This window comes from Caballeronia calidae (assembly GCF_900044055.2).
GTDB classification, from domain to species: Bacteria; Pseudomonadota; Gammaproteobacteria; order Burkholderiales; family Burkholderiaceae; genus Caballeronia; species Caballeronia calidae.
In genome coordinates this window covers 17,280-41,828 of the sequence record NZ_FCOX02000030.1, presented here as the reverse complement: position 1 = coordinate 41,828, position 24,549 = coordinate 17,280, and the positions used below count along the sequence as shown (strand labels likewise).

Genomic DNA, 24,549 nt, shown 5'->3' with positions numbered 1-24,549 from the left:
CGAAGATCTGCAAAACGCGAGAAAATCACAGGTTGTTCCGCTTTTTATTGGTTTCTCTCATGTCAGATTTCGCTACTTCGATTCCGCGCCGCGCGGACATCGATCCGAAGCCGCTCGGCATCGCCGCGCTGCTGATCGTGCTCGGCGCGGTCTATCTCGGGCAAACCGTCGGCCTGCGCCAGGCCGCGCTCTATGTGGTCGGCGCGCTGCTCGGCGTGTCGCTGTATCACGCGGCGTTCGGCTTTACGTCGGCGTGGCGCGTGTTCATCGCCGATGGCCGCGGCGCAGGCCTGCGCGCGCAAATGCTGATGCTCGCGGTCGGCGTCGCGCTGTTCTTTCCCGCGCTGGCCGCGGGCACGCTCTTCGGCATGCCGGTGACCGGGCTCGTGTCGCCGGCGGGCACGTCGGTGGTCGTGGGTGCGTTCATCTTCGGTATCGGCATGCAGCTCGGCGGCGGCTGCGCATCGGGCACGCTGTACACGGTCGGCGGCGGCAGCACGCGCATGATCGTGACGCTCGCGGCGTTCATCGCGGGCTCCGTCATCGCGACCGCGCACATGCCGTTCTGGACCGCGCTGCCGCATCTGCAGCCGGTTTCGCTCGTGAAGGCGCTCGGCGCCGGGCCCGCGCTCGCCGTCAACTGGATCGTGTTCGCGCTGATCGCGGCGTTGACCGTCGTGATCGAGAAACGTCGTCACGGGAAGCTCGTCGCCGCGCATGTGCAGCCACCGCATACGTCGCCGTGGCTGCACGGGCCCTGGCCGCTGGTGGCGGGCGGCATCGCGCTCGCGGTGCTCAACTTCGCGACGCTCGCGCTGTCCGGCAGGCCCTGGGGCATCACGTCGGCATTCGCGTTGTGGGGCGCGAAGGCGGCCGCGCTCGTCGGCGTCGATACCGCGAGCTGGCCGTACTGGATGAGCAAGGCCAACGCGGCAGCGCTCGCCGCGCCCATTTCGCGCGACGTCACGTCGGTGATGGATATCGGCATCGTGCTCGGCGCGATGCTCGCCGCCGCGCTCGCGGGCCGCTATGCGCCCGTGTGGCGCGTGCCGATGCGCTCGCTGATCGCGGCCATCGTCGGCGGTCTGCTGCTCGGCTATGGCGCGCGGCTCGCGTACGGCTGCAACATCGGTGCGTATTTCAGCGGCATCGTGTCGGGCAGCCTGCACGGCTGGCTGTGGCTCGTCGCCGCGTTCTTCGGCAACGTGCTCGGCACGCGGCTGCGTCCGTTCTTCGGGCTCGAAGTGGAGCGCCTGCGACCGACGTCGTGCTGATGTCTCGATGAACTGCCGACGTTTTTTTCAATCGCCCGTTCCGGTTCTCGAATCGATCACCGGGCGGCGCGTTGTGCGAAAATCGTCGGCATGAAAAAGACCTCTTTGCTCATCGTCCCGGCGCTGCTGCTCGCGCTCAGCCCGCTAGCGCATGCGAGTCTCGAGTCGGGCGCGCATCAGTTCAAGGAAGACGTGAAGTCCGCCGGACGCCAGACCGGACACGCGGCGCGCGATGCCGCGCACGCCATTGGCGACGGCGCGAAATCGGCTGGCCACGCGATCGCCGATACATCGAAATCCGCCGGCCACGCCATTGCCGATACGTCCAAACGCGGCTATCACGCCACCAAGAAGTGGGTCACCGGCGAAGAATAGAGCGGGGCGCGTCACCAGCCGTGAAAGCGCCGCCACGCCTCGGTGCTGCCATCGCTCATGAGCGCGTGATACTCGGGATACTGCGCGCCCGTTGCGCACGCATGATTCGGCAGGATGCGCAGTTTCATGCCGATGGGAAAGCGTCGCGCGAGATCGTCCGCATGTGTCACGGCGAGGATGCCGTGCTCCTGATTGGCGCCGGCTAGCTCGCAGCCTTCAAGCGGCGTGCCATCGAGCGCGCACGCGAGTCCATAGCCGTAATCGCGCGTCTGCTTCGATGTGCCGCGGTCGCGGCTCATCGCCATCCATCCCGCATCGACGATGACCCAGCCCTTGTCGGGCTGATGACCGATAACGCTCGTGAGCACGCTCAACGCGATATCGCTCGAATCGCACACGCCGACATTCGCCATCACGAGATCGAAGAACACGTAGACGCCCGCGCGCACTTCGGTGACGCCTTCGAGATGCTTCGCGGCCAGCGCCGTGGGCGTCGAGCCGACGCTGACGGTCCTGCACGCGATGCCCGCCGCTCGCAGACGTTCGGCCGCGCGCACGCAGCCCGCGCGTTCCTGCTCGGCCAGTGCGGCAAGCGCTTCGGAATCGTTCAGCTCGTAGCTCGAGCCGGCATGCGTCATCACGCCGCCGACTTCGATGCCGCCTTCGTGCAGAATGCGGCCGATCGCGAGCAAGGCGTCGTCCTCGGGCGCGAGTCCGGAGCGATGTCCGTCGGTATCGACTTCGAGCCAGACGTCGAACGTATCGTTCGCGGCCCTGCAAAAATCGACGATCGCCGATGCCGCCGCCGCGTTGTCCGCGATGATCTTGAGATCGCAGCCTTGCTGCTTGAGCGCCATCGCGCGCGGCAGCTTCGCGGGCGCCATGCCCACCGCATAGAGAATGTCCGTGATGCCCGCCGCGAAAAATTCCTCGGCTTCCTTCAGCGTCGATACGGTGATGCCTTGCGCGCCCGCCGCGATCTGCGCGCGCACGACATCGACGCATTTCGTCGTCTTCACATGCGGACGGAAGCTCACGCCGAGCGCGTTCATGCGTGCCTGCATCGCGTCGATATTGCGCTGCATTTTGCCGGTATCGACGATCGCGGCGGGTGTGTCGAGTTGCTCGAGATTCATGTTCATTGACCGGTTACGCATGGAAGCGGCTCGCCCATGCGGGAAGCGCTTCGAGTGTCGGGGATTCGATATCGGGCGCGGCGCTGCCTTCGACCGGCGCAAGGCCGATGCGGTTATGCCAGTACGTGCGCAAGCCGATGGGCGCGGTGCCGAGCATGTCGTAGCTCGATCCCGCGACGAACGCCGCATCCTTCGCCGCGACGCCGAGCTTTTCCAGCGCCAGGAGATAAGGCCGCGCGTTGGGCTTGTAGCAACCGGCTTCTTCGGCGGTGACGACCACGTCCCATTGGACCGGCACGAGCGACGCGGCTTCACGTCCGAGCGCGACCGAGCAATTGGTGACGACCGCGAGCCGGCAATGCGGCCGCAAGCGTTCGAGCGCGGCTTGCGCGCCGCTCCACGGCTTCAGATCGCGCCAGTTCCGCCTCAGCGCGTCCGCCGCGCCTGGCGGCAAGCCGACATCGCTGGCAGCCTGCCGCACGAGTGTTTCGTAATCGACATAAGCCCCGCACGCGTAGGTGAGCTTCAGATAGGCCGCGCGCCACGTCCGGCCTTTATCGGGCGATCCCGCCGACGCGTTCCACAGCGTCCACGAATCGAGCAATGCGGTGAGAAGGTCGAAGAGAACGGCCTTCGGATAGTGCGTTGACATCGACGTATCGTTCACGGATGGCTGCTCCTCTGCGAGCGTCATTCAGCGATGGTGTCGATTATAGTTTTGCTTCGATGCAGCCACGCTGATTCCATGATGCAGAAAAACTGAATCTTCAACCGCGCCATGGCGCGAGCGGCCTGAAGCGCGACTGCAGATACTGCATGAATTCGCGGGTTCTGCGCGGCAGGCCCGCGCGATTGCGCGTGAGCGCGACCACGTTCGCATCGGGCGCTTTCCATGACGGCAGGAGCCGCACCAGCGCGCCCTTGCGGATATCGTCCGCGACGTCCCATTCGGAACGCAGGATGACGCCGCGTCCTTCGATCGCCCAGCGCCGGATCACGTCGCCATCGTTGCAGCTCAGCTTCGATTCGACGCGCACGCTGCAACTCGTGCGTCCCTTGCTGAAGTGCCAAAGCGATGCGTCTTCCTTGTTCTCATGCAGCACGATGCAGGGCAGATGCGCGAGATCGTGCGGTGTCTCGGGCATGCCGAAGCGCTTCACGAACGCGGGCGACGCGCAGACGAAACGCGCATTCGGCGCAATCGCGTGACCAACCAGATTCGACGCCCGCAACGCGCCGATATGCACGACGATATCGAAGCGGTCGGCGGTTTCGGTCAAAGGTTCATCGGAAAGCGTGAGCGCGATATCGACGTCGGGATGATCGCGCTGAAAATCCGCGATGACGGGTGCGAGATAACGCCGGCCGAAGCCGAGCGGCGCATTGATCTTCAGCTTGCCGACGAGGCCGCCGCGGCGCATCTGCAATTCGTCGAAGAGCGCATCGAACTGTTCGATCAGTTCCGCCCCGCGCTGGCACAGCAGCGCGCCTTCCTCCGTGAAATGCAGTTTGCGCGCGGACCGGTCGAGCAGACGCGTGCCGAGCTTCTTTTCCAGTTGCTGCAAGCGCTGCGATACGGCCGATGGCGAGAGGCCGAGCTTGCGTCCGGTCGCGACGAGACTGCCGCTCTGTTGAATCGTGAGGAGAAAGCGAATGTCGGCGGTATCGGTCATCGTGGTTCAGGCAAGCGGACCTTCAGGCAGCTTGCGCTGCCATGCAACCGCGATCGCGCTGCCGACGATCAGCGCGATGCCCGCGAGCGAAAGGGGCGCGATCGTTTCGCCCCACGCGATATAAGCGAACAACGCCGCCCACACGATGCTCGTGTAGTTGAATGGCGCGAGCGTGCCGGCGTCGGCGCGCCGGAACGCGACCGTCATCAATATCTGGCCGACCGTCGCCAATGCGCCGAGCAAGGCCATCAACAACAGCGCGTCGAGCGTCGGCGTCTTCCAGCTGAATGCGAGCGTGCTGGCCGTGACGAGCGTGCCGACCGCGGTGAAAAACAGCACGGTGGTGCGCGAATCGTCCGTGGCGCGAATGCGCTTGATCTGGATGATGGATAACGCGCCGCACAGCGCGCTCGACAGAAGCAGCAGCGGCCCGAGCCAGCTCGATTCGCCGCCGCCCGGCCGCACGACCAGCAGCACGCCCGCGAAGCCGATCAACGCCGCCACGGCCGAACGCGACGTCAGCCGCTCTTTCAGGATGAACGGCGCGAGCACGACGACGAGCAGCGTCTCCGAATACGCGATCGCCACGGCCTCGCCGAGCGGAATATAGGGCAGGCCCGCGAAGAAGAAGCCGGACGCGCCGAGCAGCGTGAGCGCGCGCCACGTCTGGCCCTTGATATCGAGGCGCTTCACGCGATCGATCAGCGAGCGCTCGCCGACACAGCACGCCGCGATGGCCGGAACGAGGCCGAACAACATGCGAAAGAACGTGAGCTCGTTGGCCGGATAGTGCATGGCGATGGCTTTCGCGAGCGTATCGACGATCGCGAAGCAGAGCATCGAGGCAAGGATGAAGCCGATGCTCGCGAGCGGAAGATGGCTCGTGCGCGTGGCGGCGGTGGAAGTCATGATGCGATGGATTCGTGGCGGAGCTTCGAATCATCGCATAGCTGACGACCGCCGGCGGCGTGGTCGCCGGTTGCCTCGTCGATCACATGATCGAAAAGGCGAGTTCCGGCGACACACGCATGAGGTTCATCGCATCGCACCGGCGATATCCGCCGCTTCGAGTCCGACGATCAGATCCATCTCGCCATTGGCAAGCGATTGCGTCGCGGGCACGCCGGCCGCTTTCAACGCGGCGGCATCGAGCCGCGATGTATCGCCGAGCGCGACGCGCAGGCGCGTGGCCGCGAGCGGTTCGAGCTTCAGGATATTGGCCGCGCCGCCCAGCGCCGCGCGTATCCCTTCGGCGCGCGCCTTCTGTTGCGCCGGATCCTGCACGACGGCCACGACGGGCGCGCTCGCGGCTTGCGTCGCAGCGGCGGGCGCGCCTGCGGCCGGCAGATCGGCGTCGCTGCCCGCGGTCTTCAGGTATTCCTGCATGTCGGTCTTCATGTTCTCCGACAGCGGCCCGAAGATCGCCTGCACGCCATTGCCCACGCGCAAGACGCCCGCCGCGCCGAGCGCCTTCAGCCGGGCATCGTCGACGAGCGCGGGATCGTTCACCGTGATGCGCAGGCGCGTGATGCACGCATCGAGGCTCTTGATGTTCGATCGCCCGCCGAACGCGAGCACGAGATCGCGTGAGCGTCCGCCTTCGGCGCTGCTGCTCACCGCGACAGTGCCAACGGTATCGTCCTCGCGGCCGGGCGTCTTCATGTCGAAGCGGCTGATCACGAAGCGGAACACGCAGTAGTAGATACCCGCGTAGATCGGCCCGAGGATGAAGACGTACCACGCATGCGTCGCCTTGTTGCCGATGAGGTTGAACATCACGAAGTCGATCGCGCCTTGCGAGAAAGTGAACCCCATGTGCATGTTCAACGTGTTCGCGACGAATTGCGCGGATGCCGCGAGACACGCGTGAATGAAGTACAGCACCGGCGCGACGAACAGGAACGCGAACTCGATCGGCTCGGTGATGCCCGTGAGAAATGAGGTCAGCGCTGCCGACACCATCATGCCGCCCACTGCGACCTTCTTCTCCGGCTTCGCGCAATGCCAGATCGCGATCGCCGCCGCTGGCAGACCGAACATCTTGAAGAAAAAGGCCCCCGCGAAAATCCCGGCCGTGGGGTCACCGGCGAAGAAGCGAGTGATGTCGCCATGAACCTCCTTGCCCGTCGTCGGGTCGAGGAAGCTTCCGGCCTCGAAGAAGAACGGCACGTTCCAGATGTGGTGCAGGCCAAACGGAATCAGCAGACGTTCGACAAAGCCGTAGATCGTCGCCGCCGTGCGTGGATCGGATACTGCCGCCCAGTGGGAAAACGCCCTGATTGCGCCGCCGATCGGCGGCCACACGACGGAGAGAATCCCGCCGAGCACGATCGCACCGATGGCGGTGACGATCGGCACGAAGCGTTTGCCCGCGAAGAAGCCGAGATAGGGCGGCAGCGCAATCTTGTAGTAGCGGTTGAACAGCCACGCCGCAAGGCCGCCCGCGAGAATGCCGCCGAACACACCGGTCTGGATCGACGGAATGCCCATGATCATGTCGGGCTGGACGCCTTCCCATTTGGCGATCACGCCGAGCGTCGCCGTCATCACGAGATAGCCGATGGTCGCGGCGATGCCCGAAACGCCGTCGTTCTCGGTGAAGCCGAGCGCGACGCCGATCGCGAAGATGAGCGGCAGGTTGCCGAAGATCACGTCGCCCGCGTTCTTCATCAGCGCGAGCACGATGGCGGGCACGTAGCCGTGGAAATCGGTCGCGCCGAGGCCGAGCAGGAGGCCCGCCACCGGCAGAACCGCCACCGGCAGCATCAACGATTTGCCGACTTTCTGCACGACCCCAAAGGCATTCTTGAACATGTCGGGTCTCCGCTTGTTCCGCTTATTTCGTTTATTCCCCGTACGGGGCGAGCAGGGCGCGCACTTCGGCGGCGGTGCCGAGCGTGATGACTTGCGCCGCGAGCTTGCGCGCTTCGTCCATCGTGAGGCGCGCGAGCTGCGCCTTGATCGAGCCGACGGCGGGCACGCTCACCGACAATTCGTCGATGCCGAGCCCGACGAGCACCGGCACGGCCATCGCATCCGATGCGATGCCGCCGCACACGCCCACCCACTTGCCGTGCTTGTGCGCGCCGTCGACCGTCATGCCGATGAGACGCAGCACCGCCGGATGGAGCGCGTCGGCCTGCTTCGCGAGCTTCGGATGACCGCGATCCATCGCGACCGTGTACTGCGTCAGATCGTTGGTGCCGATGGAAAAGAAATCGACCTCTCGTGCGAGCGGCTCGGCGATGAGCGCGGCGGACGGCACTTCGATCATCACGCCGATCTTCACGCTGCCGATGCGATCGCCGGCTTCTTCCTGAAGGATCTGCCTGGCCGCGCGCACTTCCTCGATCGCGGCGACCATCGGAAACATGATGTGCAGATTGCCGATGGACGCGGCCCGCAGGATCGCGCGCAACTGCACGCGGAAGATGTCGGGACGATCGAGGCTCACGCGCACGCCGCGCAGACCAAGGAACGGGTTGTCCTCCTTCGCCAGCGGCATGTAGGAAAGCGGCTTGTCGCCGCCGACATCGAGCGTGCGCACGACGAGCGGACGCTCGCGGCCGAGCGCTTCGGCGACCGCGCAATATTCGGCGGCCTGCTCGTCTTCGGAGGGCGCGGTATCGCGGTTGTCGAACAAAAATTCGGAACGCAGAAGTCCGACGCCTTCCGCGCCTGCCGCGACGGCGTCGCGCGCTTCCTGCGCGTTCCGGATATTCGCGACCACCTCGACGCGATGACCATCGGCGGTGAGGGCGCGCTTGCTCGCGGCGACTTTTTCTTCCTCACGCTTCTTCGTCTGACGCTCGATGCGCTCGCGCGCCTTCGCGAGATCTTCCGCGCTCGGGTTGCGCCGCAGGCTGCCATGCGAGCCGTCGAGCACGACGAGCGTGCCATCGGGCAATTGCAGCGCGTCTTCGTCGATGCCGCAGATCGCCGGAATGCCGAGCGAGCGCGCGAGGATCGCGACGTGGCTCGTGGCGCCGCCGGTCGTCGTGCAGAAACCGAGCACCTTGCTGCGATCGAGCGAGGCCGTATCGGAAGGCGAAAGCTCTTCGGCGATCAGGATCGATTCGCCGGGCACGTCGATATGCGCCTGCTTCACGCCCGCGAGCAGCGCCAGCACGCGGCGGCCGACATCGCGGATATCGCCCGCGCGTTCGCGCAACAGCGCGTTGTCGACTTTATCCAGTGCGCTCGCCTGCGTCTCGAACGCGCCGCGCCACGCAAAGCCCGCGCTCTTGCCGTCGCTGATGCCAGCGATGGCCGCGTCGTTGAGATCGGGATCGTCGAGCAGTTCGAGATGCGCGTCGAGGATCTGCGCCTTCGACGGATCGGTCAGCTTCGCCTTCAGTGCCTCGATCTGCTGACGCGCTTCGTGGCGCGCGGCATCGAGACGTGCCCGCTCGCGCTGCGGCGATTCGCCCGCTTCGGCGACATCGATGACTTCCTGACGGAACTGCACGATCTTGCCGACCGCGAGCCCCGGCGATGCCGATACGCCGGTGAACTCGTTCGCGTCGGCGGGCGCGGTGCGCTTCGGAGCGGCCGCTTCCGGCACGACCGCGGCCGGGGCGGGCGCATCGCCGGGCTTCTCGCCCGAGCCGGACGCAAGCAGGCGCGCAAGCGCGGCTGCGGCTTCGCCCGCATCGGGACCGGCGGCCTCGACGCGCAGCTTGTCGCCGAACTTCGTCGCGAGCGCCATCAGCGCGACGACGGACTTCGCGTTCGCGCTGTCGCCGCCTCGCACCACGCGGATATCGGATTTGTATTTCTTGGCTTCGGCCGCGAACACGGCGGCGGGCCGCGCGTGCAGGCCTTGCGGATTCGGCAGCTCGACCTCGTCGGAAAGAATCGCACCTGCCGCGCCGCCGCTCGTGCCCTCGCGCGCGCCGCCGACGAACTCCACCGACAACGCCACGTCCTGGCCCGCCGTGACGAGGCCCGTCGCGGGCACGTAGCGCGTGACGAGCTCGCCGTTCGCGATGACCATCTGTGTGAGCAGGCTGACGGCCCGCGCACCGACGACGACCGGATCGAAGCGGATCAGCGGCTGGCCCGTGGTGACCGTGTCGCCTTCCTTGACGAGCGGCGTGAAGCCTTCGCCGCGCAACATCACGGTGTCGAGGCCGATATGTATCAGCACTTGGAGCCCGCTTTCGCCCGTCACGGTCACCGCATGCGCCGCGCGATGCAGTTGCGTGACCTTGCCTGGAAGCGGGCAGAGCAGTTCATCGGAGGTGGGATCGATCGACACGCCATCGCCGACCATCTTCTGTGCGAAAACCGGATCGGGCACGGTTTCGAGTTGCACCATCACGCCGGAAAGCGGCGCCATCAACTCGATTCGCGCCAATCGCTGAGGAGCTTTCATCTGAACGACTCCTTGTCCCTTGGCGGTTTGAGGTCGATACCCAGGACGTGCTGGACGATGCGCTGCAGGAAGACTTGAACGGGCCTGAGCTAAATCATAGGCAACGCATGCGTGCTTCGCTGAGCGAATGATCGTTCATGGGATCATTAATATTAGCGACGCGCGGGGCGATATTGATTCGGATTTTGAAACATTGGGATGGGTTGATTGCGGGCTGCGATGTGGCGCCGCGCGAGTCGTTCGGAGCGCGACATGCGTAGCGCGCCATGCGGTTGAGAACGCCGGCAGTCTCGACGTCCGGTTTTACTCTAATCTTCATACTAAACGTAAATCGTGCGCTAATTTGTATTATGTCAATTTGAATACCGGCGATCTGCCTACAGTACCGGTCCCCGCTGCCGTGCGACATGCGTGAGCGCTTTGTTGCGGAGGAATTGCACTTCGGGCGCGCCGCGGCGCGGCTCTTCATGACGCCGCCGCCGCTCTCGCGACAGATCCAGTTGCTCGAACAGGTTGATCGCGAGGCTACCGACCGAGGTCGATCGGCCATCCGCTGTCGACGGGTACGGGCCGCCGTGCACCATCGCGTGGCCGACTTCCACTCCCGTGCCGAAACCGTTCACCAGGATGCGGCCGGTGCGGCGCTCGAGCGCGGGCAGAAGGCGCTTCGCGTCAGCGTAATCTGCTTGATCGATGTGTAGCGCAGACGTCAATTGGCCTTCGAGCGATTCGATTCGTTCGAGCATTTCGTCGAGGCTCGAGCAGCGCACGACCAGCGATGACGCGCCGAATATTTCGTCTTGTAGCTCATGGCTGTTGCGAAAGGCATCGGCGTTGGTCACGAACAGCGCCGACTGACCTGGGTGGCACCCTGGGCTTCGACGCCACGCGCGGCGGTCACCACATCCGCGTGTCCTGCCACGCGCGACGCGGCGCTCTGGTAGTTCTTGCAGATACCCGGTGTGAGCATGGTCTGCGCTGACGTTTCCTTCAGCGCCGCCGATGCCTCCGCGACGAACCTGTCGAGGTCCGGACCATCTATGGCGAACACCAGGCCCGGGTTCGTGCAAAACTGCCCTCCGCCCAGGACAAGCGACTGCACGAAGGCTCTCGCGATGCCTTCGGCTCGATTCTTAAGCGCGTTCGGGAACAACAGAACGGGGTTGATGCGGCCCATTTCGGCGTAGACGGGGATCGGTTCAGAGCGCGCCGCCGCGATCTTCATCAGCGCCGTGCCGCCGGCGCGCGAGCCGGTGAAGCCGGCCGCCTTGACGCGGCTGTCCGTCACCAACCCCCTACCGATCTCGAGGCCGCTGTCAAACAAGAGGGAGAATGTGCCTTCTGGCATCCCGCACTCCCCGACGGCCTTTTGCTCCGCGCGGCCGACGAGTTCTGAAGTGCCCGGATGTGCCGGATGCGCCTTGACGATGACCGGACAGCCAGAGAGCTAGCCGAAAACGAGTCCTTGCTGATGTGAAGGATGCATCTTCAGCGAGCCGGCAAATTCACCGCCTCGCTTGCATTTCGCTAGATGGCGCCTTCTCGCTTGAGAACTTCGTGGGCCGCCTTGAATGCACCGAGTCCACATGGAATGCCCGAGTAGGCAGTGGCATGAAGCAACGCAGCCTTGATTTCATCGACCGTAAGACCGTTATTCAACGCGCCTTTGACATGCAGCTTCAGCTCTTCCGTGTGTCCTGTCGCGGTAAGCATCGCCAGATTCATCAGGCTGCGCGTTCGGTTATCGAGCGTGGGATCTCCCCACGCCCATCCCCACGCCCACGACGTCGTGGCGCGTTGGAACGACATCATGAACTCGTCGGCTTTCGCCATCGACGCATCGACATATTCTGCGCCCAGTACCGCGCGTCGGATTGGCATGCCCTTCTCGAACAGCGCATCGTCGTCACTCATTTTGGCTCCTTTGAAGCGTGGATCTGGATGGAAAGTAACAGCGTGTTCACTTTCAAGCGCGAGTATGCGAGGGAGCGCCACGACGCGCGTGAGCATGGCGTTTCGACGCAAGCGCGTAGTAGACCAGCGCGGAGATAACCAGACCGATCATCCACGAGACATCGGCGCCACCCGCGATGTTTGCCCACACGCCATGGAAATACTCTTCCATGAAGGGAATCTGAATCGCAATTCCGAAGACATAGACACCGATTGCCTTGAAGTTGAAGGATCCATATGCGCCGCCGGTACTGCTGATGATCTCTTCGACTTGATAGGTCTTATTGTTAATCAGATAGAAGTCGACAAGATTGATCGCAATCCACGGAGCCAGCACGATACGCAGCGCGAAGATTGCACTCAGGAAGATCGAGAGAAAGTTGTTCGACGCCCACAATGCAGTTGCGGTCGAAGCAATCAGCAGCGCCGTCGATACAACGATCCGAACGTTGCGCCCCGGAAGCCATTTCGGGCTGAATGTTTGCGCGGCCGTGATGACGGAGAGCACCGCGCCATAAAGATTCATTCCGTTGTGGCCGATGATGTTGATCAGGAACAGAAAGATCAGGACATGACCGAACGCGCCCGTTTGCGTCTGAATGGCCTGCATCGCGTCGGTGCCCTGCCCCGCGCTCACCGCCACTGCGCCGAATATGAACGCGAAGATCGTCCCGAGCGAGGTGCCGAAATACGTGAACGCGAAGACTTTGCCGAAGCCAGTCGACTTGGGAAGATAGCGCGAGTAATCCGACGTATAGGGTGCAAAGCTGATCTGCCAGATCGCGCACAGTCCGAACATTGCGAACCAGTTGGCAAGATCGAAGTGTCCCTGATGAAGCGCCGCAGCGGTCAGGTTCGGAATCAGCAGCGCCATGCCGATGAGAAGCGCGCCTCCCATGAACCATGCGCCCACCTTGTTGAAGCGATGAATCAGGTTATAGCCCAGGACCCCGATCAGCGTGGAGAGAAGCGCGCCAATGACCGGCGCGATCGATTCGGGGACGACGGGGACAGCCGCATGAAGCGTTTTTCCCGACAGAATGATGTTCGAGACAAAGAACCCGAGATAGATAAGCGTCGTGAATCCCACCACCAGCAGTGATCCATATCGACCGAATTGCGCGCGGCTTTGAATCATCTGCGCGACGCCGACGAGCGGCCCTTGCGCGGACGTCAGCGCGTGAAAAATTGCGCCGAAAAACTGGCCGAGCACGATCGCGAGAATCGCGCTCTTGAGATCCAGATGAAATACCAGTACGGACGTGGCGCCCGAGATCACGGCCAACGGCGCCACATTCGTGCAGAACCATAACGTGAACAAGTCACTCGGCTTGCCGTGTCGATGTTCGGGGCCGACATACTCGATCGAGTCGCTCTCGATCGAAAAAACGGCGTTGTCATCCGCTGAGTCTTTCATGGTGTCTCCATCTACTCATAATGAATTTGCCAGGCAGGGCCTCCAAACTCCCAAAAGGCTTCCCTGCACGTTGAGAATATGATGGCATACCATAGTACGGCATCCCATCGGCGTTAACCCGCTTAGTTTTTATCAGATGATTACAAGTTGGTAACACGGCTTATTGGCGTCGGAACGCGGTGGCACTCAGAACTCCGCATACCTAAATACTTCATCCGCACAAACGCTTAAACTGTGCCCGCGACATGCGAGTTGGTATGAATGAATTTAGAAGCCTCGGCGTGCGTTTCGAAGATATGCGCGGCGGCCTGTCGAGAAGCAAGTGCATCGCCCAATTTCATGCGCATGAAGGCGCTCGTGGTGTATCGCGTAGTCGTCGAATAGTGTTTGCGCTGTAAGTCGGCGACCATTTCGAAATACGCGTCGGCGAGCGACTCTTCGAGCCGGAATCCGTCGTAGTTGACGATCAACGCCACACGCCGCCCTACGCGCGCGCACATGCCTTCGAAGACGCGCCGCACACATTCGATGTCGCCGTCAGCGCGGATCGCCATGCCTTCGAAGTTGGCGAACAGGATGTTGCGCTCCTCGTCGTAACTCAGGCGATCCGCCAGTTGCAGATCCTGAAGAACCGCAGCGAGTCCCATCGGTTTTGGGCGATAGATACGCGGGTCCATCAACGCGACGTCGCCGATAATCGGCCGAAACGCCATGTGCGCCAGCACGTCACGCTCGATATCGATACCCGGCGCCACTTCGATCAATTGAAGGCCTTCAGGTCGAAGCGCGAACACGCATCGCTCGGTGACGTAATACACCGACTGCCCCTTCGCGGCCGCGAGCGGCCCGCTGAACGTCACTTGCTCGACTGCTTCGACAAACTTGCGGGTCCGCCCTTCGGTCACGATTCGCATCTGACCGGCTTCGACGGCGGTGACGATTCCTCCGGCGGTAAATGTCCCGGCGAACACGAGCCGGCGAGCGTTCTGACTGATATTGATGAATCCGCCCGCCCCTGCAAGACGCGAACCGAAGCGGCTGACGTTCACATTGCCCATACGATCGATTTCTGCCATGCCGAGACACGCGAGGTCCAGCCCGCCTCCATCGTAGAAGTCGAACTGCTGATTTTGGTGCAGCAGCGCCTGCGTATTGATGCCCGCGCCGAAGTCGAGACCGCCTTGCGGCATGCCGCCGATCACGCCGGGTTCGGCAGTCAGGGTCAAGTGATCGAGCACGCGTTCTTCGGCAGCGACGGCCGCCACCGCCTCGGGCATGCCGATTCCCAGATTGATTACGCCGCCCAGCGGTAACTCGAAGGCACAGCGGCGCGCGATCAGCTTTCTTTCATCGAGCGCCAGGGCCGGAATCTTGTTCACCGGAACGCGAATCTCGCCCGAGTAGGCTGCGTTGTAATCGGTGGCATAGGTTTGCTTGTGAGCCTCGGGTCTAGCCAGCACCACGCAATCGACCAGCACGCCGGGAATCACCACGCTGCGAGCGTCGAGCGACCCGCTCGATGCAATGCGTTCCACCTGAACGATCACGAGTCCGTTCGCATTTCGCGCGGCCATTGCGGCGGCCTGAGCGTCGAGCATGAGTGCTTCGCGCTCCATCGTGATGTTGCCTTCGGCGTCGGCCGTCGTGCCGCGAATCAACGCGACGTTGATCGGAAACGCCTTGTAGAAGAGCCATTCTTCGCCGTCGATCTCCATGACTCGCACGATGTCCTGTGTCGTTCGCGCGTTGATCTTGCCGCCGCTTTGTCGCGGATCGACGAACGTGCCGAGTCCGACCTTCGTCAGCGTGCCCGCGCGATGCGCGGCGGAATCGCGATACAGATGCGAGATCGTTCCGAGAGGCAGGTTATAAGCCTGGATGCGATTGTCGGTCGCGAGCTTACCGAGCTTCGGCACCAGCGACCAGTGACCGCCGATCGCGCGTTGCACGAGTCCTTCGTGCGCGAGCCGGTTCAGCCCGCGTTCCTTGCCGTCACCCGGCGCCGCCGCGAAAACGAGCGTGAGATCGCGCGGGCCTTCGGTTTCGATGAAGCGCCGTTCGAGCGAAGCAATCAATTCTTCGGGCGTGCCAATGCCGACGAATCCCGAGCAACTCACGACATCGCCATCGCGTATCAATGCAATGGCTTCATCGGCGGTAACGATCTTGTCTTGATTCATGGCAGTCTCGGGTTCGCCGGTCGAGCGTCGGCTAGTCGGTTAAGAGGTAGTTCTGGATAACATCGATTTGTGCGGGGTCCATCAGTGCCGGTGCGTGACCGCAATCGGCAAACTCGACCGCGGCTACATGTCCCGCGGCGGCGGCCAACCCGCGTTTGAGCATCGCGTCTACCGTGCTGCGCGCCAGCAGGTCGGAGTCTTCGCCGCGCAAAATGAGCACCGGGCATTCGATCTTGTCCCAGATGTGCCACAGGATTACATCGAGCAGAATCGGTATCGCGAAGCGCAGTCCGATGCCCGGATCGAAGTGAAAACGCAAGCTGCCCGCGCCATCATCGACCGCGCTGTGCACAGCGAGATGACGCCACTGCGCATCGCTCAACTTGCCGAACGGCGCGTGCACTTCACGCAGATGCGCTTCGACTTCTTCGAGCGAGTCGAAACGCCACGCACGCGTCAGATAGCTGCCGATCCTGCGCAGCGACGCAGCCGACACGCGCGCGCCGAAGTCGTTGAGCACGAGGCGGCGTATCGGCGTGCCGCGTTCCGACGCCACCAGCATGCCGATATGACCGCCGAGCGACGTGCCGACCCAATCGACCTGGTCGACATCGAGCCGAGCGATGAGCGTCGACATCGCGCGCACATAGGCGCGGTCGGTGTAGTGACTGGGCGCCGCGAGCCATTCGCTGCGTCCGCGTCCCGGAAGGTCGGGCACGATGACGCGCATGCCCTGCGCGGCAAGCGACGCGGCGAGCGCATCGAAATCCCGGCCGTTGCGCGACACGCCATGAACACATACCACCGTTCGTTCGGCCTTCGACGGTCCCCATTCCGCATACGCAAGTTTGTGAAAGCCGCCTCGCCCGATGACATCGACTTGTTTGAGGCGCGGCGCCATTGCATCGAGGGGCGGATCGATCTCACGCATCATCGCGTTCGCGCAACCACTCGACGATGCCCTTGCCCAGCACGCCCTGAGACTTGCCGCTCACGAACACGCCGACATGACCGCCATCGAGTCCGATCTCGCGATAATCGTCGCTGCCCACTGCATCGCGGAGCGCCTGAGTCGTCTTCGGAGGAATGATGTGGTCGTCTTTCGCATAGACGTTGAGCACCGGCATGCGAATATCGTTCAGATCGACAGTGCGCCCGCCGAGTTTGAATTCTCCGCGTATCAGCTCGTTGTTCTTGTAGAGGTTGACGAGCAACTGTTTGGCCGCCTCGCCCGGATGATGCGGCCGGTCGGCCAGCCACTTTTCCATGCGCAGGAAGTTGAGCAGCTTCTTTTCGTCGTCGAAGGTATCAAGCAAGCCTACGTTGTACTTCGACAAGGTCGCGCCCGGCGTCATCTGCGAGAAGACGTGGCTCATCAGCTCGCCCGGCAAGTTGCCGTTCGCTTCGATCAACTGGTCGATGTCATCCTCGCCCAAGCCGCGCGTCCAGAGGTTCAGCAAGCCGTGATTGACGCGGCCCTCTGCCTGGTCCTGATGAAAATCCACTGGTGTGATCGTCAGAATCAGGTTCTTGATGCGTTCCGGATAAAGCGCCGCATAACACAGCGAGAAGACGCCGCCTTCGCAAATGCCGAGCAGGTTGATCGCCGAGATGCCGTGCTCGCGACAGATGAACTCGATACAGTCGTTCAGATAGACATCGACGTAGTCTTCGAACGTGAGCCATCGATCGCTGCGCGTCGGGCTGCCCCAATCCACCGCATAGACATCGACGCCGAGCGCGAGCAGATTACGCAGCATCGAGCGGTCTTCCTGCAGATCGGTCATCGTATAGCGGCCGATTTGTCCATACGCGACGAGCACCGGCACCCCGAGCGTGCGCTCGGCGGTGGGTCTGTATCGATACAACGTCGTCTTGTCTTCGCGAAACACGACGTCCTTGTCGGCGGTGGCGATCTCTACGTGCTCGTCCTTGATCCGGTCGAGCATCTGCTGTCCGCGGGCGAGTTTCAGGTTGAAGTCGCTGAATTCGGCGAGCGCCCGTGCGGCGGTCGATTTCTTGGTTGCAGCCATACGTTCTCTCAGGAATGGACCGGGCGTGTGGCCTTCGATGCCGCGCGGGTCTTTCGAACCGGCTGCGTCGTCGTCTCTTGTTGCGCCGCGTTGTGTCGTTGCAGCAGGCGAACCTGCCGGCGCAATTCGGTTATCGTGCGCTGCATTTCATCGACTTCAGTGCGCGTCGGGATGTGATAAGCCTCGCACCACGACTCGGCGATCGCGCGCTCCTTCAATCGATGATCCGACGCTGCGCGCAACATGCGCGTTTGCGCTTCGACGAATTCATCCGACCGGTGCGCCTCGATCAGCGTTTCGTTCGCGATCTTCAACCAGCGATCGGTCAGACCGCGCCATGTCGATGGCGCACCTTCTTCGGATGACGACATCGACTTCATCAAGCGTTCGAGCGCCGTGTTCCATGCGCGTTGCACGATGGCCTGATAAGCCAGCACAGCCTGATCTCGCTCTCTCGCCTTCTTCTGCAATTCAGCGATCTTTCGATCGAAGTCCCAGAGCGTCGCGTACTTGGGCCCTTCGATCACGCGCTGCAAACTGGCATCGAATGCGCCCGCGCCACGGCCGCTCCATCGCGCAGGGGAGAACATCTCGCTCAGCGCTTGCGGCGTCCACGCGTCGGAGTCGGCGCCGCTCTTGACGAAGGAAGTCCACTTTTCGATGGACTCTTTCCACGTTTCCTGCAAGTCCGCGAACTGTTCCTGCATGAGCGGTTTCGCGGTCTCTGCCGCCGAAGGATTCATCGACGTGAAGAACGCTTGCTGCATGGCATTCCATCCGTCGGTCCAGTTTGCGTTGGCGTCGCTCATTCGAACACCACCACCTGGCGAATCGCGCGGCCTTCGTGCAAGAGATCGAAGCCGTGATTGATCTCGTCGAGCGTCAATCGGCCAGTGAGCAGTTTGTCCACCGGCAAACGGCCTTGCTTGTATAGCTCGATGAAGTGCGGGATATCGCGCGACGGAACGCACGTGCCGATATAACTGCCTTTCACGGTGCGCTCTTCAGCCACGAGACTCACGGCGGGCATGGGCCAGCGCGCGGTCGAAGGCGGCAAGCCCGCAGTGACGGTCGATCCGCCACGGCGCGTGATGTTGTACGCGAGGTCCAGCGCGCGGATCGATCCGGCGAATTCGAAGGCGTATTCGACACCGCCCGAACTCAACTCGCGAATGTGCGCGAGCGCATCTTCGCGGCCTGCATTGACGACGTGCGTAGCGCCGAGACTCTTGGCCTGCTCCAGCTTTTCATCCGACAGGTCGATCGCGATGATCTGCCGCGCGCCCGCCGCATGAGCGCCGATGAGCGCCGCCAGTCCCACACCGCCCAGGCCGATGACAGCCACCGACGCGCCGACACGAACCTGTGCGGTGTTCACGACGGCGCCTACGCCCGTCAGCACCGCGCAGCCGAATAACGCCGCTTCGTCGAGCGGCACGCTCGGATCGATCTTCACGACCGAGCGGCGCGACACGGTCGCATATTCGGCGAAGACAGAGCAGCCAAGATGATGATTGACGACTTCGCCATCGCGGGTGAGACGGCGTGAACCGGAAAGCAGCGTACCCGCGCCGTTCGCGGCGGCACCCGGCTCGCACAGCGCGGGCCGTCCTTCCGCACACGGCGCGCAGTGCCCGCAACTCGGCACGAATACGACGACGACATGGTCGCCCACCTGAAGATCGGTGACATCCGCGCCCAGTTCCTGGACGACGCCGGCGGCTTCATGGCCGAGCGCCATCGGCATCGGACGCGGCCGGTCGCCGTTGATCACCGATAGATCGGAGTGGCAAAGCCCCGCCGCGGCGATCTTGATCGACACTTCGCCCGGTCCCGGTGGAGCAAGCTCGATGTCTTCGATTTTCAGGGGACGGGAAACCGCATAGGGAGCCGTCGCGCCCATAGCCTCCAAAACAGCAGCTTTGATCTTCATTCTGTTGGTTCCATTAGATAGTCACGAACGCATGAACGAGCTTGAGGCTCGAGCACGTTCATCGCATGACGAACGGATCGACGATCGGTTCATCGGAGGTTCGAATCCAGACGGACTTCGTTCGCGTGTATTCCATCGCCGCATCGAAGCCGCCTTCACGGCCCAGGCCGCTCAAGCCATAACCGCCGAACGGCACGATGGGCGATACGACGCGATAGGTATTCACCCAGACGATGCCCGCACGCAGCGCACGCGAGAGCCGATGCGCGCGCGTCAGGTTCGTCGTAAAGACACCCGATGCAAGGCCATAGCGCGTGTCGTTGGCTATGGCGATGGCTTCCGCTTCGGTATCGAATGTCACGACGCTCAGCACCGGACCGAACAACTCGTTCGTCACACTCGGCACTTGCGTGTTGGGGCAATCGACAATCGTCGGCTGGAAATAAAAGCCGCGGGTTTTATCGGAAGGCTGGCTTCCGCCCGTTGCCACGCGGGCTCCCGCTTCGACGCTTTCCTTCAGCACTTTCTGGATATGGTCGAGTTGTCGGCGAGTGGCCAACGGACCCATTTCGGTGGCCATATCCTGAGGATCGCCGATTCGAATCGCTTCGGCCTTCTCGACGAGCTTCGCCACGAAAGCATCGTGAATGCCGCGTTGAATCACCAGACGCGATCCGGCGACGCAGCTTTGTCCGGTCGCCGCAAAAATACCCGCGACGACGGCATTGCACGCGCTTTCGATATCGGCATCGTCGAACACCAGTACCGGCGATTTGCCACCCAGTTCGAGCGACATCGCTGCAAGGTTATCCGCCGAGTTCCGCACGACATGACGGGCCGTTTCGGGTCCGCCGGTAAACGCGATCTTCGACACGAGCGGATGGCTCGTAAGCGTGCGTCCGCACGCGTTGCCGAAGCCCGTCACGACGTTGACGACGCCTTTCGGGAAGCCCGCTTCGTGGACCAGCCGCGCGAATTCGAGCAACGGAGCGGGACCGTCTTCTGAAGCCTTGAGCACGATCGTGCAGCCAGCGGCGAGCGCCGGTCCCACTTTTACCGCGGACAGAAACAGTTGCGAATTCCACGGCACGATCGCGGCCACCACGCCGACGGGTTCTCGACGCACCGTCACTTCCATGTCGGGCTTATCGACGGGAAGCCACGCGCCCTGCATCTTGTCGGCGATGCCCGCGTAATAGCGGTAATACTCCGCGACATAGCCGATCTGTGCCCGCGTCTCGCGAATGAGCTTGCCGCTATCCCGCGTTTCGAGTTCGGCGAGCCGGGGCGCATGTTGCGCGACCAGTTCCGCGAGACGATATAGCAGCTTGCCGCGCGCGGTTGCGTTCAGATTCGCCCACGCCGGGTCCATGGAGGCACGGTGCGCCGCCTGCACCGCACGATCCACATCGTCCGCGCTTGCGGATGGCATGTGTGCCCAGACTTCGCCTGTGGACGGATCGATGCTATCGAAGTGTTCCTTCGCGTCTTCGAATGCACCATCGATATATTGCTGAAACCGCTGCACCATGTCGGCCGCTCCTGATTTGAAGAATACGATTCGCGTTCGCCTTATCGCGTCTGGAATGCAGGCATAACCTTGTCGATGAACAATTGCAGCGACTTCTTTTTGCGCTCGAAACTCATATGGCTGTCGAGCCAGAAGCTGTACTGGTCATAGCCAAGTTCTTCATAGCTTTTCAAACGCGCGATCACATCGGCTGCTTCGCCAATCACCAGATTCTTTCGAATCGACTCGGCGGAGTATTGCGGGAACATATCGACGTCCGCGTCCGTGAGCTGCTCGATAAAACCTTGTTCGATAGGACGCTCGTTCTTGAACCACTTGCTGAAGTAGCGATAGAACCGCGCAAGATCTTCGACACCTGCGTCGACTTCCGCCGCATCTTCGCCGACGAACGTGTGCATCAGCATCATCACTTGCGGACGCGGAACATCGGGGTGCGCGGCGCAAGCGGCGTTGAATCGATCCATGAGACTCACGACTTCCGCGTCACCCGCAGCGAGCGACGTGACTTGCACGTTGCAGCCGTTGGCCACCGCGAAGGCATGCGAACTCGGATCACGCGCGGCAAGCCACAGCGGCGGATACGGCTGCTGAATCGGACGCGGCACCGGCGTGGTCGAAGGCCACGACCAGAATTCACCCTGATGCGCGTAATCGCCCTTGAACAGCTTGCGCAGCGCCGGAACGAGTTCGCGCATGCGCGCGCCAGCGCTCATTGCGTCGAGACCCGGCAAGAGCCGTTCGTATTCGAACGAGTAAGCGCCTCGCGCGATGCCGATATCGAGCCGCCCGTTACTCGCGACATCGACCATTCCCGCTTCACCGGCAAGCGCGATCGGATGCCAGAAAGGAGCGATGACAGTGCCCGTTCCGAGACGAATCTTGTCCGTCTTCGCTGCGAGATAAGACAGATTGACGAAGGGATTCGGCGCGATCGTGAATTCCATCGCGTGGTGTTCGCCGATCCAGGCCGTCTCGAAGCCGCCGCGCTCGGCGAGCTGCACGAGTTCGGTCATCTGGTCGAACAATTCGCGATGCGACGTCTTGGTGTCGTATCGCTCCATATGCAAAAACAAAGAAAATTTCATCTCGTCTTCTCCACTGATTGTTCACGTCGTGCCCAATCACTTACCGCGTGTCGCGCCCGACTGTCTTTTCCTGATAACTTCGTTCGTCGTTCAATGCTGGGGTGCAAGCGACTGCACCGTTCCCGTTTCCGAGTCGCCTACATAGATGCCGAACGCGTCTTCACTCCGCTCGCGCACATAGCGCTGAAGCATCGATTTCACGGCGCTGTCGCGTACTTGATCCCAGGGAATCTCATTCAGGGGAATCATGCGAAGCGAACTGTTTGCCGCGACGCCGCTGTTATCGAGCACGCGTCCGCGATAGTAGACATGCACGCCGGGTTGATCGCTTTGTTCTTCGAAAACGGCGAAAAGGAAATCCAGATTCGCTTCGAGGCCGAGCTTTGCAAGCACGCCGCGCAGGCTATTCGCGTTGCTAGCCGGTTCGAGCTTCACGCCCGTTGGCAACTCCAGTCCGCGAGGGGTTTCGAGAAGCGCAATGCGGTCGTCGTGTTCGAGAATCGCACCGACTTTCGCCGTTGAGCCGGCCGCGGTGAGCGCGTCCTGCGTCAGACTGAAGTTGACATACGCGCCGCGACAATAACCAAGCGGCGAAGACGACGTATGCGTGAACTCCACCACGCGACCGATCAGGATGATGTGATCGCCCGCATCGACGACCTGATGGGTCGTGCAATCGAAGCTCGCGGCGGCGCCGGTCATGAGCGGTGCGCCGGTGGTTCGCGTATGCCATTCGACTTGAGCGAACTTGTCGGCGGCCTTCGAAGCGAACACGCCCGATACCGACTTCTGATCTTCCGCCAGCACGCTCACGGCGAAGTGATCGGTCTTCGAAAAGACTGCATGACTCGATGCGGTCTTCGCGATGCAGACGAGAACGAGCGGCGGATCGAGCGATACGGAACTGAAGGAGTTGGCCGTGAAACCTCGCGGCGAACCGTCCTCCTGAATCGTCGTGACCACCGTCACGCCGGTGACGAACGCGCCCAGCGCGCGACGAAACTCCAGCGGATCCAGCGTCTTTTCGACTACCGTCTCATTCATGACGCGCTCCTTTAGTTTCTGCGTCGGCTTTGACTCTTTCCGACGAATTCAATAGAAAACGGATAAGCCTTTCGTTCACTTCGTCGGGATCGGTCACGGACATCATGTGTCGCGCGCCCGCGATGATCTCGGCGCTTCCCTCAGGCGTCACGGCCGCCATCGCCCGCGACATGTCGGGGCTGGAATTGGGATCGCATTCTCCCGTGAGGAAAAGCGCCGGAACCGCCAGTTCAGGCAAACGATGCACATGCGCGTCGTCGGAATTCGCGAATAGCCGATACGTGCGCGCATAGCCCACCGGTTGAACCGTCAGAAGCACGTGACGTAAATCATGCGCTGATTGCTTCAGCGAAGAAGGAATCGGATCGCCGAACCAGCGCGCAATCGTGTCATCGACGCCTGCCATTGCCGTGCCCGAATCCAGCGAATCCGCGCGTCCGACGATTGCAGCGCGTTGTTCAGGCGAGCGGTCATAGACCGCATTGAGCGCGGCGACACTGAGCGTGCGCTCCGAATACGAAAGCGCGAATTCGAGTGCGACCAGCGCGCCCATCGAATGTCCGACGATATGCGCACTTTCGATATTCAGCGTGTCGAGCAGCGCCTTGACCTGTGCCGCATATTCATCGAGCGCAGGTTGCGCGCTCGGCAGCGAACTGCCGCCGTGACCGAGCATGTCGAAGGCCAGCACCTGAAAATGCCGCGTCAGAAAGTCGATTTGTGGCGCCCACACATGGTGATTCATGCCGACGCCATGAATCAGCACGACCGTCTCGCTGGATTCGCCCGCGCGCGACGCGTACAGGCTGTAGCACGTGCCGGCCATATTGCCGCCCGAGACGAGTTGGCTCTCTTGCGGTTTCAAGATTCCAGCTCCTTGTGATCCTGATAACGATCGCCGATGCGATGGTGCGGCCGGCCGCCGATCGACGCGCCCAGCGCAATGACGAGTTCGTCCGGCGCGGGGGCATCGACGATCGAGAACTGGACGGTGAGGTAGTGCGAACGCATTCCTTCGTCATGCTTGTGCATGAGCGGAATGGTGATCGGGCAGTTCGGCCCGCCGCGCAGATTGGTGAAGCTCAGATAGCTTTTCGCGCCCACCGCGTTGCGAAAGTGATTCCCGAAGCGAAGCGTGTGGATCAGCGCGGAGGCGTGTTCGACTTCGCCGGACGTCCCGACGATCGCGGCTTTGCCATAGCCTTCGACGGCATCGCCCGAACCTGTGGCACGGATGATTTCTGCCGTCAGCATTTCGCCCAAGGGCGACGCCAGCGCGTGAATCTCAGGCTTGAGATCTTCCACGAACCCACGGCCTGCCCACGGATTTCGAAGGACCGCCGCGACACCGAACATCTTCAACGGGCGGTCGGCGGCCTTCTCGCCTTCGATCCGCGTTTCCTCACTAAACGTCACCAGCTTGCGCACTTCCAGTTTCATCTCGTTCTCCGAAAAGGCCCGACATCGGCGTTAAGAGCATGAGACGAATAGTACGGAGGCCGTGATCCGAGATATATTATGGTATTCCATAGTACGGC

20 protein-coding genes and 2 pseudogenes are annotated in these 24,549 nt (G+C 62.4%); 3 read left to right on the top strand and 19 right to left on the bottom strand.

Going from position 1 to position 24,549, the window contains the following annotated elements; genetic code table 11:
* The first annotated feature begins 59 nt into the window (after positions 1 to 59).
* Both AWB78_RS24495 and AWB78_RS24490 read left to right on the top strand, forming a co-directional pair.
* Positions 60 to 1,274 (top strand): YeeE/YedE family protein, encoded by a 1,215-nt coding sequence (locus AWB78_RS24495; protein WP_062608576.1) that lies wholly within the window; start codon positions 60 to 62, stop codon positions 1,272 to 1,274.
* 90 nt (positions 1,275 to 1,364) lie between these two features.
* On the top strand, positions 1,365 to 1,649 hold the full coding sequence (locus tag AWB78_RS24490) for a hypothetical protein (RefSeq protein WP_062608575.1): 285 nt from the start codon (positions 1,365 to 1,367) through the stop codon (positions 1,647 to 1,649).
* Between the two features lie 11 nt (positions 1,650 to 1,660).
* Here the strand turns inward: AWB78_RS24490 and AWB78_RS24485 are convergent, their stop codons facing one another.
* The 6 genes from AWB78_RS24485 to ptsP form a co-directional block, all read right to left on the bottom strand.
* Positions 1,661 to 2,785, bottom strand: a complete 1,125-nt coding sequence (locus AWB78_RS24485) for a DSD1 family PLP-dependent enzyme (protein ID WP_062608638.1) — start codon at positions 2,783 to 2,785, stop codon at positions 1,661 to 1,663.
* A gap of 13 nt (positions 2,786 to 2,798) precedes the next feature.
* On the bottom strand, positions 2,799 to 3,437 hold the full coding sequence (locus AWB78_RS24480; RefSeq protein ID WP_096031838.1) for an HAD-IA family hydrolase: 639 nt from the start codon (positions 3,435 to 3,437) through the stop codon (positions 2,799 to 2,801).
* Positions 3,438 to 3,552: 115 nt separating this feature from the next.
* Positions 3,553 to 4,458 (bottom strand): LysR family transcriptional regulator, encoded by a 906-nt coding sequence (locus tag AWB78_RS24475; protein WP_062608574.1) that lies wholly within the window; start codon positions 4,456 to 4,458, stop codon positions 3,553 to 3,555.
* Positions 4,459 to 4,464: 6 nt separating this feature from the next.
* Complete coding sequence (locus AWB78_RS24470) at positions 4,465 to 5,367, bottom strand: DMT family transporter (RefSeq protein WP_062608573.1); 903 nt, start codon at positions 5,365 to 5,367, stop codon at positions 4,465 to 4,467.
* Between the two features lie 126 nt (positions 5,368 to 5,493).
* Complete coding sequence (ptsG, locus tag AWB78_RS24465) at positions 5,494 to 7,272, bottom strand: PTS glucose transporter subunit IIBC (RefSeq protein ID WP_062608572.1); 1,779 nt, start codon at positions 7,270 to 7,272, stop codon at positions 5,494 to 5,496.
* A gap of 31 nt (positions 7,273 to 7,303) precedes the next feature.
* Positions 7,304 to 9,835: a phosphoenolpyruvate--protein phosphotransferase gene (gene ptsP, locus AWB78_RS24460; protein WP_062608571.1), complete on the bottom strand. Its 2,532-nt coding sequence runs from the start codon at positions 9,833 to 9,835 to the stop codon at positions 7,304 to 7,306.
* 407 nt (positions 9,836 to 10,242) lie between these two features.
* Between ptsP and AWB78_RS49810 the strand changes: the two are divergent.
* Positions 10,243 to 10,347: pseudogene (locus AWB78_RS49810) on the top strand (LysR family transcriptional regulator); the annotation flags it as partial.
* On the opposite strand, the pseudogene AWB78_RS24455 reads toward AWB78_RS49810, so the two are convergent.
* The 13 genes and pseudogenes from AWB78_RS24455 to AWB78_RS24395 form a co-directional block, all read right to left on the bottom strand.
* Positions 10,342 to 11,279, bottom strand: a pseudogene (locus AWB78_RS24455) (aldehyde dehydrogenase family protein); the annotation flags it as partial. The pseudogenes AWB78_RS49810 and AWB78_RS24455 overlap by 6 nt on opposite strands.
* Before the next feature lie 83 nt (positions 11,280 to 11,362).
* Entirely contained in the window at positions 11,363 to 11,749 is a 387-nt protein-coding gene (locus tag AWB78_RS24450; protein ID WP_062608570.1) for a carboxymuconolactone decarboxylase family protein, read from the bottom strand.
* 52 nt (positions 11,750 to 11,801) lie between these two features.
* Complete coding sequence (locus tag AWB78_RS24445) at positions 11,802 to 13,205, bottom strand: purine-cytosine permease family protein (RefSeq protein WP_062608569.1); 1,404 nt, start codon at positions 13,203 to 13,205, stop codon at positions 11,802 to 11,804.
* 227 nt (positions 13,206 to 13,432) lie between these two features.
* Positions 13,433 to 15,385, bottom strand: coding sequence for an acyl CoA:acetate/3-ketoacid CoA transferase (locus AWB78_RS24440; RefSeq protein ID WP_062608568.1), 1,953 nt, complete (start codon positions 15,383 to 15,385; stop codon positions 13,433 to 13,435).
* Positions 15,386 to 15,416: 31 nt separating this feature from the next.
* Positions 15,417 to 16,319 (bottom strand): alpha/beta fold hydrolase, encoded by a 903-nt coding sequence (locus tag AWB78_RS24435; protein WP_198399341.1) that lies wholly within the window; start codon positions 16,317 to 16,319, stop codon positions 15,417 to 15,419.
* The gene (gene phaC, locus AWB78_RS24430; protein ID WP_062608567.1) at positions 16,309 to 17,418 is read right to left on the bottom strand and encodes a class III poly(R)-hydroxyalkanoic acid synthase subunit PhaC; all 1,110 of its coding nucleotides are present in this window, start codon (positions 17,416 to 17,418) and stop codon (positions 16,309 to 16,311) included. The genes AWB78_RS24435 and phaC overlap by 11 nt, the downstream gene beginning before the upstream one ends.
* 8 nt (positions 17,419 to 17,426) lie before the next feature.
* Complete coding sequence (locus tag AWB78_RS24425) at positions 17,427 to 18,227, bottom strand: poly(R)-hydroxyalkanoic acid synthase subunit PhaE (RefSeq protein ID WP_062608566.1); 801 nt, start codon at positions 18,225 to 18,227, stop codon at positions 17,427 to 17,429.
* Entirely contained in the window at positions 18,224 to 19,351 is a 1,128-nt protein-coding gene (locus tag AWB78_RS24420) for a zinc-dependent alcohol dehydrogenase family protein (RefSeq protein WP_062608565.1), read from the bottom strand. The genes AWB78_RS24425 and AWB78_RS24420 overlap by 4 nt, the downstream gene beginning before the upstream one ends.
* 58 nt (positions 19,352 to 19,409) lie before the next feature.
* The gene (locus AWB78_RS24415) at positions 19,410 to 20,882 is read right to left on the bottom strand and encodes an aldehyde dehydrogenase (protein ID WP_062608564.1); all 1,473 of its coding nucleotides are present in this window, start codon (positions 20,880 to 20,882) and stop codon (positions 19,410 to 19,412) included.
* Positions 20,883 to 20,923: 41 nt separating this feature from the next.
* Entirely contained in the window at positions 20,924 to 21,967 is a 1,044-nt protein-coding gene (locus tag AWB78_RS24410; RefSeq protein WP_062608563.1) for an LLM class flavin-dependent oxidoreductase, read from the bottom strand.
* Between the two features lie 90 nt (positions 21,968 to 22,057).
* Complete coding sequence (locus AWB78_RS24405) at positions 22,058 to 23,011, bottom strand: flavin reductase (protein ID WP_062608562.1); 954 nt, start codon at positions 23,009 to 23,011, stop codon at positions 22,058 to 22,060.
* A complete protein-coding gene (locus AWB78_RS24400; RefSeq protein WP_198399340.1) occupies positions 23,004 to 23,876 on the bottom strand; it encodes an alpha/beta fold hydrolase in 873 nt (290 codons plus the stop codon). The genes AWB78_RS24405 and AWB78_RS24400 overlap by 8 nt, the downstream gene beginning before the upstream one ends.
* Positions 23,873 to 24,451 (bottom strand): amino acid synthesis family protein, encoded by a 579-nt coding sequence (locus AWB78_RS24395; protein ID WP_062608561.1) that lies wholly within the window; start codon positions 24,449 to 24,451, stop codon positions 23,873 to 23,875. Before AWB78_RS24395 ends, AWB78_RS24400 begins: the two co-directional genes overlap by 4 nt.
* Positions 24,452 to 24,549 lie beyond the last annotated feature (98 nt).